The sequence below is a fragment of the Coleofasciculus sp. FACHB-712 genome (assembly GCF_014695635.1).
Taxonomy (GTDB): domain Bacteria; phylum Cyanobacteriota; class Cyanobacteriia; order Cyanobacteriales; family FACHB-T130; genus FACHB-T130.
This window is the reverse complement of the sequence record NZ_JACJOQ010000711.1, coordinates 1-10,123: the sequence shown is the minus strand read 5'-3', so window position 1 is coordinate 10,123 and position 10,123 is coordinate 1. Positions and strand designations below refer to the sequence as shown.

The following is a 10,123-nucleotide window of genomic DNA, read 5'->3' as shown; positions in this document are numbered from 1 at the left end:
AGCTTAGGGAACGTTTTGACAGGGACTGGAAATGTTGCTGCTAGCGCGAGCCAGCTAGAAAGCGGTCTGGTGAATGCTACTGAAGGTATTAATCCAACCCTGGCTCGTAACGTAGTTGCCAATTTGCAAGGGCTAACCGCAAATGGCAGGGTCGATGCGGTTAGGCTGGCGGCGACAGTTGAAGCCTACAATGCTCTCATCAACTCCAGTAGTGGAGTATTTTTGAGCGATCCTCCCGATGAACTGCTGGCTATTCAATCCGTCCTAGCCTCTTTGCTGAATGCGGCTTTCGCAGCAGGTTAGGTCAAAGGGGAACAGCACCGACGCCTATGTTTTTCCCGAATTGCTACCGAGTGAGTGTCAATGCGTCTTCCAACATTCCACTAGAGTAGCGCTGTGGGGCGATCAAATCGGAAACTTGTGGTTAAACGAGCCAGCACCAAAGCAAAAACCCACCTAAACAGAATCATCATAAAACTTCGCGGAGAAGGTGTTGGTGCAATCTTAGCGCGTGGTGCAGGTGTATCTTTAATTGTGAAGATGGTAGGTACGGGGGTTGCCTTTAGCGTTCAAGTCCTGTTGGCTCGGGTTATGGGAGCAGAACAATATGGCGTTTATATCTACGTTCTGACTTGGTTAAACATTTTGGCGTCAGTGGCGACAATGGGTTGGGATACAGCGTTGTTGCGGTATGTTGCTGCCTATAATGCTAAATCGGAATGGGGTGCATTTCGAGGCATTTTGCAAACTAGCAATCAGTTTGTACTTTGGGTTAGCGTGAGTGTTAGTAGTTTGACTGGCTTGGTGATATGGGCACTTCAGAACCAACTCCAGCCAGAATTGACTTATACTTTTTGGATTGGTTCGGCAATCCTGCCCATCCTAACGCTTACGAGCTTACGTCAAGCTGCTTTGCGATCGCTTAGACACGTAGCGTTGGCGCAATTACCGGATGAGATACTGCGTCCAATACTTTTAACTGTTTTGGTTTGCATTGTATCTGGTATATTTGCACAATCAATAGACGGTTCGACAGCAATGGTATTAAATGCGATCGCAGCTACTATTGCTTTCGGAATTGGCGCTTGCTGCCTCAACTGCCTGTTACCACAACGTGTCAAACTCTCATCTCCTGACTGCCGAAACCGGGAATGGCTCAGGGTAGCTCTACCGCTGTTTCTCATTTCGGGTATGTATCTGATTCTCAATCAGACGGATACAATTATGATTGGTGCAATGCTGGGAACTACACAAGCGGGTATTTATGCCACTGTCTGCCGCATGGCAAATCTAACGCTGTTTGGTATTACTGCTGTAAATGCGATCGCCGCACCGATGATTTCTCAGCTTTACGCCAGTGGGCAACATTCACAGTTGCAACACATGGTTACACTAGCAGCCCGAGGAATATTCCTCATTTCTGTTCCCATTGCGCTTGTGCTAATTTTTGGGGGTAATATGCTGCTAATGCTGTTCGGTTCCTCCTTTGTGGAAGGCCTCCCAGCTTTAGTCATTCTCACAGTGGGGCAGATGGTTAACGCCTTAAGCGGATCGGTGGGTTTCTTGATGACTATGACCGGACATCAGCGGGAGGCAGCACTGATAATTGGTAGTAGTGCTATTTTGAACGTTGTTTTAAATGCTGCATTAATTCCCTACTTAGGCATTAATGGCGCGGCGCTTTCCACAGCACTAACAACTGCTTTGTGGAATATAATCATGCTTGTTTACGTAAACAAGCAACTTAAAATTAATTCTACTATCTTTTTTTAGCGGGATGGGAAAACCAAATTTCTTTATTGCCGGGGCACCAAAATGTGCAACAACAGCACTACATACGTATTTAAGTAGCCATCCAAATATCTTCATGCCATCTGTAAAGGAGCCTCACTACTTTGCCGAAGACCTTTTTGATTATCGTTTTATAAAAACCTTAGAGCAATATTTGGAATTATTTCAAGAGGCTACCGAAGATCATAAAGCAATTGGTGAAGCTTCAGTTTGGTATTTGTACTCGACGGAGGCTATCAAGAATATTTATAAATTTAATGAAAATGCCAAAATTATTGTGATGCTTCGTAACCCCGTCGATCTAGCCTATTCCTTACATTCTGAGCTTCTTTATGCTTTTTATGAAGAGGAAAGAGAGTTTAAGCGTGCTTGGAATCTCCAAAGTTCCCGGAAAAAGGGTTTGCACATTCCTAAACTATGTCCGGTACCAGCGTTTCTACAATATTTCTCAGTTTGCCAATTAGGAAATCAAGTTGAAAGACTGTTAAATATTTTTCCGCCTACTCAAGTAAAAATAGTTTTATACGATGATTTTACAACATCAACTAAAGCTGTTTATGAAGATGTCTTGCGCTTTTTAGGAGTGCCGTTAGATGGAAGGTTAAACTTTCCAAGAATTAATGAGAGTAAAAGTCATCAAGTTTCCCTTATAGGCAAATTCACACAATGTCCTCCTCTTCCTTTACTTAAGATAGCAATAAAATTTAAAGAAACGCTAGGTCTAGAAAAGATTGGAATAATAGACAAAATACGACAGAGCAATACAAGAGTAAGGTCTCGGAAACTACTTAATGTAGATTTTAGAGCAGAGTTAATTAATGAATTTCAGGAAGATATTCAAAAATTATCGTGGCTTGTAGATAAAGATTTGAATCATTGGATGATAAAGTAATGAAACAGGAGAAAATTTGGGATTATTTTCAAAGGCAGGCTTTAAATCAATCGTCACCCATTTTCTCAGGGGCAATCCCTAGGTTAAAATTTCTTTTTCAAAAAGCACAACAGTTATCTGGTAATAGACAGCTAAGAGTTCTTAATATAGGAGTTGGTAATGGATGGCTTGAACATAAATGTAGTAATCATGGTTGGGAGACTTATGCTTTAGATCCAAGTGAAGTCGCTATTACGAAGCTTGAGAAAAGTGGCATTAGAGGGAAAGTTGGCTATATTGAAAATATTCCCTATGATGATGATTTCTTTGATATTGTCTTTTGTTCTGAAGTAATTGAGCATCTCTCAACAGAACAGACAAATGAAGCGGTTAATGAGATAGCAAGAGTATTAAAGAAATTTGGCATATTAATAGGTACTGTTCCTTTTAATGAAAACCTTTCAAAAAGTATAGTTGTTTGCCCTGATTGTGGGAAAGTTTTTCATAAATGGGGTCATCAACAATCGTTTGATATTCAAAGCTTATCGACAATTTTTTCTAAAAATTTCAAGTTAGAAAAAATTAAAGTAATTTACTTCGTTCTCTGGCCTGAGTTAAACTGGAAGGGTTTTTTGATAAGTTTCTTAAAAAAAGGACTTTCAGTTTTAGGAGTACATGGTCAAAACGAAAATTTGTTTTTTGTTTTGAGAAAATGCGATTAACATTGGTGATAGCTTCTCTTTCCGCTGGCGGTGCAGAGCGAGTAATGTCAATAATGGCTAACTACTGGGCAGCTAAGAGATGGAAAATTACTTTGTTAACTTTCGATGATGGCAAAGTGCCTCCGTTTTATGACCTAGATTGCCATGTTCATCATATTCGTTTGGGTATAGCCAGAGAGTCGCTAAGCTTGCTCGTTGGTATCTGGAATAACCTGAAACGCATTCAAGTTCTACGAGCTGCTATTGCTGATAGTCATCCCGATGTTGTAATTAGTTTCATAGATAAAAATAATATACTCACCCTACTGGCAACGCGCGGGTTACATATCCCAGTAGTAGTATCAGAGCGCATTCACCCAGCAATGTACTCTATTGGTGGGGTATGGGAGTTATTGCGTCAGTGGATGTATCCCAAAGCCAATCGAGTTGTTGTGGTAACTGCGAGATCGTTGAGTTATTTTTCTGCCCAGATACAATCTCGCTCGTATGTTATCCCTAACCCAGTTATATTTATCAATACGCACCAAACAGAGTTAGCAAAATTGATAACTAAACCATCCCTAATTGCTGTTGGACGCCTTGACTATCAGAAGGGTTTTGACATACTATTACAAGCCTTTGCACAGCTAAAAGTCTGCTACCCTGATTGGACATTGACAATATTAGGAGAAGGGGCATTACGCACGGAATTAGAAGCTTTGCGGAACCAGCTTGGTTTGTCTAACCGGGTTCATCTACCTGGACGGGTGAAAAATATTTATGAATTTCTGAAGCAGGCGGATATTTTCGTTATGTCTTCCCGGTTTGAGGGATTTCCTAACGCTCTGTGCGAAGCAATGGCTTGTGGGCTACCCGTCATTTCTACAGACTGTCCCACTGGACCAAGAGAGATTATTCGTGATGGCGTAGATGGTATCTTGGTTTCTAGCGGAGATGTAAATGCTTTGGCTGTAGCAATGAATCGCCTGATGTCAGATGAGGGAGAACGCAAACGTCTTGCGGCCCGTGCCCCCGATCTAACAGAGCGGTTTAGCATTGAAAAAGTAATGGGAATGTGGGAAAACTTGGTAGATCAAGTTGTCAAGGAGAAGCGATGACAAGCACTTTTGAGCAGGAAGTTAAGCAGGGCGATCGCTTTCAATTTGGAAAAAACTGGCAGCGCTTTTTATCTGTTCTCAATGATGAGCGCATTGCAGAAGCACAAAAGTCGCTCAAACAGATGCTACAAGTAGAAGATTTACAAGGTAAAACCTTTCTTGATATTGGCTCTGGTAGCGGTTTATTTTCTCTTGCGGCTCGTCAGTTAGGAGCTAAAGTGCATTCTTTTGATTACGATCCTGATTCAGTAGGTTGTACGCAAGAACTCAAACGCCGCTATTTTCCGGATGATAATAATTGGATTATTGAACGAGGTTCAGTTCTAGACGCAGATTACTTAAAGTCTCTAGGCCAGTTTGATATTGTTTATTCTTGGGGTGTGCTTCACCATACTGGAGCTATGTGGCAAGCCCTAGAAAAGGTCACTTTGCCTGTTGCAGAGGGAAGTAGGTTGTTTATTGCTATCTATAACGAACAAGGCAATAAATCTAATCGTTGGCGCAGAATCAAGCAACTTTACTGTTCAGGAATAGCAGGTAAAACCCTAGTTGCTACTTTGTTCATTCCCTATTTTATTTTAGGTGGATTAGCTGTAGATATACTCAAGGCTCGAAATCCAATAGCTCGATATACCGAGTACAAAAAATCGAGAGGTATGTCTAAAGTTTATGATTGGTTTGATTGGTTAGGCGGCTATCCCTTTGAAGTCGCAAAACCCGAAGAAATCTTTAATTTCTATAGGGATAAAAATTTTGTGCTAGAAAACCTAATCACTTGTGGAGGTGGCTTAGGCAACAATCAATTTGTCTTTAAAAAGCAATGATTGAGATTGCCTTCCTAATTCGTTCGCTAAATTACGGCGGTGCTGAAAGACAATTAATAACCCTCGTAAAAGCCCTTAACAAGAAAAAATTCAATATAACAGTTTTATACTTTTACTCTGGTGGGGCGTTAGAAAAAGATCTGCAAGATAGCGGAATACGGTTGATTTCTTTAGAAAAGCGCGAACGCTGGGATTTATTTGGATTCTGTTGGCGTCTTGTCTCTCATCTCAAACATATAAACCCTGATGTGTTGCACGGATATTTGGGTACATCTAATTTACTCACTATCTTCTTAAAACCATTTTTACCCTCAACTCGAATAGTTTGGGGAGTACGAGCTTCCAATGTAGATTTGAGTCGTTATGATTGGCTGCCGCATCTGACCTTCAAAGTAGAGTGCTTTCTTTCTCGCTTCGCTGACGCAATCATTGTAAATTCCTATGCTGGTCGAGCGTATCATCTGAAACATAGGTTTCCTGCTGACAAAATGGTGGTCATTGCCAACGGTATCGATACTGAAAGATTTAAGCCTGACTCAAAAGCTAGGGCAAAAGTTCGAGCAGAATGGGGGATTTCAGAGGATAAAATTTTGATTGGTTTAGTGGGAAGGCTAGATCCAATGAAAGATCATCCTACCTTTCTCAAGGCATCTGCACTTTTGTGTAAACAACGCCAAGATGTAAGCTTTGTGTGCGTGGGTAGTGGTTCCGAGAGTTACGCTCAAAAGTTGTATCGGTTGACACAGAAGCTAGGTATCTCTGAAAAAGTTATCTGGGCAGGGGTACGGACAGATATGCCTGCGGTTCACAATGCTCTTGATATTGCTACCTCTTCTTCTTCTTATGGCGAAGGGTTTTCCAATGCGATCGGAGAAGCAATGGCTTGCGGAGTGCCTTGTGTAGTCACAGACGTAGGAGACTCAGCTTTGATTGTGGGGCAAACTGGTGCGAGCGTACCATCTCAAAATCCAGAGACCCTTGCATCTGGGTGGGTATCATGTTTGGGGAAAGATAGGGACGAGATGGGATTGAAAGCGCGATCGCGTATACTAGAACACTTTAGCGTGAAACAGTTGGTGGAAAAGACACAAGCAACTCTACAGGCTATTACAAATTTATCAACAAAGCACTCAGTCAGTTAAAAGATTTATGGGACGTAGCAAGTTATGGTTAATTGCCTTACTCGCTGCCATCATCTTTAGTATAGATGTGGCCTTACTGCTGAATAACACTGTTGTTACTTTGGGCAAAAATATCCCACAAAACGATCTAAGCACTGACTATGTAACTGGGCTACTCTGCTCAATTGGATTGGGGTTAAGCATTTTAGTTTTTCCGATTCCTGCTAGACACAAACCTGAACTGTTGCTCATTTGGATCGTTAAGTCCCTGGTAACTCTCAGCTTTATGCTTTTCTATGAAATTTATTATTCAAGTTTAGATGCTTATTCCTATTTTAAAATACCAAGTTCTGCTAGTTTTGATTGGACTGGGTTTAGGATTGGCAGTGGAACTCAAAATATTTATAACTTAGTCTGGCTATACTACAAAATTATGCCAGTGTCCTACCATGCTCTCAAAGTTAGTTTTGCTATGGTAGGATTAGTAGCAATTTATGTCTTCTATCGAGCGGCTGTAATATTTTTGCACAAAGAAGACATCCGAATTTTGTACGCCATAGCCTTCTTTCCCTCAATTCTATTTTGGTCGTCAACTATTGGCAAAGATCCGATTATTCTACTCGGTATAGGTCTTTACGTTTATGGGGTGGTAAAGTGGCATAAGTTCAGTAATTTACGCTACATCTTCGTGTCGGCGCTGGGATTAGTGCTAACAATGTTAATTCGCAGTTGGTTAGGTCCCCTTTTGCTGATACCAACCGTGAGCCTTCTTTTAGGAGGTGTACGAGGTATCTTACCAAAGCTTACTGCCGCAGTGGTTGTAGTCACTGCCCTGATACTTGTGCTAGGACAGTTTCAGGAACAGTTTAGAATCGATACCTCTCAAGAGGCACTTCAAACTTTGGATACGGTGTCTCGCGGCTGGGCAGAAGGCGGTTCTAAACAAGAAATTCAAGCAGATTTTACTCAGGTTGACCAGGCACTATCCTTCATTCCAATAGGAATTTTTACTGCACTATTCCGTCCCTTACCCGGAGAAGTATTAAATCCTTTTGGTTTATTAGCTGGCCTAGAAAACTTGCTGCTTTTATTTCTGCTTGCGCTTGCAGTTACAAGAACCCGCTGGAAAGACTTAAAAGACGCATTAGTTATCTGGGCAATTTTACTTGTTTTGACTTGGGCGGCTGTCTATGGGTTTGTCTCCTACCAAAACCTAGGAACGGCAGTTCGCTTCAAGACACAGATATTACCTGTTTTGCTTGGCGTGTTGCTATACCTGGGACGGCGGCGGCAGCTTGTTACAAGATATCGACCAGCTTTTGTTAACAGTAACAACCGCCACTAAGATGGCAGAAAGTAAAGCTAACCTAGAGTCAGGAAATGCCATTATCTACCCGAAAACGACTAGCTTTTATCATCACGGGACTCTCCACTGGAGGGGCTGAAATGATGCTTTATAAGCTGCTATCCCGTCTAAATTTGAATCGTTTTGATCCAGTCGTGATTTCTCTGGCAGATCGGGGTATATTGGGGCATCAAGTTGAAGCCTTAGGCATACCTGTGTATACCATTGGCGTGAAATCAGAAATGCCATCAATAGCAGTAATATGGCGCTTAATTAACACGGTACAAAAACTCCAGCCAGATTTAATTCAAGGTTGGATGGCTCATGGCAACCTTGCTGCACAGTTAGTCAGCATCTTTATCCCCAGACAAGTGCCTGTTATATGGAATATCCGTCATTCTGCTTTAGCAAAAAGCGATACAAAAGCAATGACTTTATTGATTATTAAAGTACTTTCTTACTTATCACACTTACCAGCAAGAATTATTTCTAACTGTCAAACTGGTCTTGAGGATCATCACAAAATTGGTTATTGTGCTGATAAGACCACCGTTATACCCAATGGTTTTGATACCGAAATATTTGCACCCTCCGCCGAGGCTCGATTTAGTATTCGGTCGAATCTGAACTGTACTGAAAATACATTGCTAATTGGATTGGTTGGACGCTTTCATCCTATGAAAGATCATGCCACCTTTTTACAAGCTGCTGCGTTGCTGAGCAAAAGGTATCCAGATGTTCAGTTTGTTCTAATTGGCAATAAAGTAGATTGTAAAAATCAGCTTTTATGCGAACTAATCCAAAATTTAAACCTGGGCGATCGCGTACATTTACTTGGGTTATGTTACGATTTACCCCGTATAAATGCTGGTTTGGATATTGCTACTTCTTCTTCTGCTTATGGAGAGGGTTTTCCAAATGTTATAGGAGAAGCCATGTCCTGTGGCGTGCCTTGCGTAGTTACAGATGTGGGTGATTCAGCTTGGATTGTGGGAAACACGGGACGGGTTGTACCCCCACGAAATCCAGAATCACTGAATAAGGCGTGGCAACAATTGATCGAGTTGGGTTCCGAGGGGAGAGCCGCTTTGGGTCAAGCCGCAAGAACTAGAGTGATTGAAAACTTTTCTTTAGATTCCGTAGTAGCACAGTATCAAGCTCTGTATGAAAGTATGGTTGGCAAGCAACTTAACTAAAGTATTTCCTAAAACGGCAATTTATATATGCCAAACTTGAAATTGAAAGCTTTTTTGAAGTCTCGGCCACTTTTTACTAGCACTGCATATGTTGCCGATGACATTATATGCGGTTTCCGTCTCAAAGCTGGGCAGATAAAAACTCTTTCAGGAGCGACACACTCGACACTCTATCGAGATGAATCAGTGCGTTATATAGAAGAAGTTTTTACTGATTACAAAAAATATGGTTTGTTAGAAAAATTCTACGGTATAGCTGCGGAGATAGGACCTGGTGATAATGCCGGGGTAGCGCTGTTAATGAGACGTGATGGATGCGATCGCGTAGATTTAATAGACCGATACTTTAGCTATAGAGATACCGAACAGCAGAGCAAAATTTATGAGTTAATAGCACAAAAATACGAACTTTACCAGTTCCGAAAAAAAGATTTTTGGGATGAGCGCTCGTTAGCAGGTATCTATTGGAAAATCGGTCAGCCAGCAGAAGTTTATTTTCAAAAATGCGATCAAGAGCAAGGGCAAATATACGATTTTATTGTATCTCGTGCTGTTCTAGAACATCTTTATAATCCCCTAGAGGCTTTGCAACATATGGTAGACTGTCTTAAAACAGGGGGACGAATGTTTCACAAGATCGATCTGCGCGATCATGGAATGTTCACGCCAACCCATCACGAACTAACTTTTTTACAAATTCCCCTATCTATTTATCGTTTGATGGTACAAAACTCCGGTCGTCCAAACCGGATTCTAGTACATCGCTACCGAGAGGTACTAGAAGCCATGAAAAAGAGTGGGTTGATTGATTACTCCCTATTAGTAACGCGCTTGGTAAGCGTTGGCAATATCAATCCCCATCAAAGGTTTGAAGAGATCGAGCCAAACAAACGCCGTCAAGCAATGGATTTTGTAGAATTTCATTCCCATAAATTTGCAAAAGAGTTTGGCAATGTAAAAAGTCAAGACCTATGTATATCAGGTATTTTTTTAATAGTTAGTAAAAAATGACTTTCCATTCTGTAAAAAACAAACTAAAGTAGTGTGCGGTATTACAGGTTTTTGGGACACATCCTGCCAAAAAAGCGCATTGCAGATGCAGGCGATCGCGCAGAAAATGTCAAATACCCTACTCCATCGAGGGCCAGATGACGGC

At 41.4% G+C, this 10,123-nt stretch carries 9 protein-coding genes and 1 pseudogene; all 10 read left to right on the top strand.

The features are described 5' to 3' along the window. Nucleotides 1-303 (top strand): annotated as a pseudogene (locus H6F50_RS26320) (hypothetical protein); the annotation flags it as partial. Nucleotides 304-396: 93 nt separating this feature from the next. Continuing rightward, nucleotides 397-1,773 (top strand): flippase, encoded by a 1,377-nt coding sequence (locus H6F50_RS26315; RefSeq protein ID WP_190430983.1) that lies wholly within the window; start codon nt 397-399, stop codon nt 1,771-1,773. Nucleotides 1,774-1,777: 4 nt separating this feature from the next. Next, on the top strand, nt 1,778-2,683 hold the full coding sequence (locus H6F50_RS26310; RefSeq protein ID WP_190430982.1) for a sulfotransferase: 906 nt from the start codon (nt 1,778-1,780) through the stop codon (nt 2,681-2,683). Further along, nucleotides 2,668-3,384: a class I SAM-dependent methyltransferase gene (locus H6F50_RS26305; RefSeq protein ID WP_190430981.1), complete on the top strand. Its 717-nt coding sequence runs from the start codon at nt 2,668-2,670 to the stop codon at nt 3,382-3,384. The genes H6F50_RS26310 and H6F50_RS26305 overlap by 16 nt, the downstream gene beginning before the upstream one ends. After that, nucleotides 3,375-4,481: a glycosyltransferase family 4 protein gene (locus H6F50_RS26300; protein WP_190430980.1), complete on the top strand. Its 1,107-nt coding sequence runs from the start codon at nt 3,375-3,377 to the stop codon at nt 4,479-4,481. Before H6F50_RS26305 ends, H6F50_RS26300 begins: the two co-directional genes overlap by 10 nt. After that, nucleotides 4,478-5,305 (top strand): class I SAM-dependent methyltransferase, encoded by an 828-nt coding sequence (locus tag H6F50_RS26295; protein WP_190430979.1) that lies wholly within the window; start codon nt 4,478-4,480, stop codon nt 5,303-5,305. The genes H6F50_RS26300 and H6F50_RS26295 overlap by 4 nt, the downstream gene beginning before the upstream one ends. Beyond that, nucleotides 5,302-6,447 carry a glycosyltransferase gene (locus H6F50_RS26290; RefSeq protein ID WP_190430978.1) on the top strand — a complete coding sequence of 382 codons (1,146 nt, stop codon included), beginning with the start codon at nt 5,302-5,304 and terminating at the stop codon, nt 6,445-6,447. Before H6F50_RS26295 ends, H6F50_RS26290 begins: the two co-directional genes overlap by 4 nt. Before the next feature lie 7 nt (nt 6,448-6,454). Further along, nucleotides 6,455-7,771, top strand: a complete 1,317-nt coding sequence (locus tag H6F50_RS26285; RefSeq protein ID WP_190430977.1) for a hypothetical protein — start codon at nt 6,455-6,457, stop codon at nt 7,769-7,771. 35 nt (nt 7,772-7,806) lie between these two features. Beyond that, nucleotides 7,807-8,967 (top strand): glycosyltransferase, encoded by a 1,161-nt coding sequence (locus H6F50_RS26280; protein ID WP_190430976.1) that lies wholly within the window; start codon nt 7,807-7,809, stop codon nt 8,965-8,967. Nucleotides 8,968-8,994: 27 nt separating this feature from the next. Further along, nucleotides 8,995-9,978: a methyltransferase domain-containing protein gene (locus H6F50_RS26275; protein WP_190430975.1), complete on the top strand. Its 984-nt coding sequence runs from the start codon at nt 8,995-8,997 to the stop codon at nt 9,976-9,978. Nucleotides 9,979-10,123: the final 145 nt, after the last annotated feature.

What these genes read in the sequence shown, in the direction of transcription:
- H6F50_RS26290 (WP_190430978.1), top strand. Translation starts at nt 5,302, where the DNA reads ATGATTGAGATTGCCTTCCTAATTCGTTCGCTAAATTACGGCGGTGCT.
- H6F50_RS26285 (WP_190430977.1), top strand. Translation starts at nt 6,455, where the DNA reads ATGGGACGTAGCAAGTTATGGTTAATTGCCTTACTCGCTGCCATCATC.
- H6F50_RS26310 (WP_190430982.1), top strand. Translation starts at nt 1,778, where the DNA reads ATGGGAAAACCAAATTTCTTTATTGCCGGGGCACCAAAATGTGCAACA.
- H6F50_RS26280 (WP_190430976.1), top strand. Translation starts at nt 7,807, where the DNA reads ATGCCATTATCTACCCGAAAACGACTAGCTTTTATCATCACGGGACTC.
- H6F50_RS26300 (WP_190430980.1), top strand. Translation starts at nt 3,375, where the DNA reads ATGCGATTAACATTGGTGATAGCTTCTCTTTCCGCTGGCGGTGCAGAG.
- H6F50_RS26295 (WP_190430979.1), top strand. Translation starts at nt 4,478, where the DNA reads ATGACAAGCACTTTTGAGCAGGAAGTTAAGCAGGGCGATCGCTTTCAA.
- H6F50_RS26275 (WP_190430975.1), top strand. Translation starts at nt 8,995, where the DNA reads ATGCCAAACTTGAAATTGAAAGCTTTTTTGAAGTCTCGGCCACTTTTT.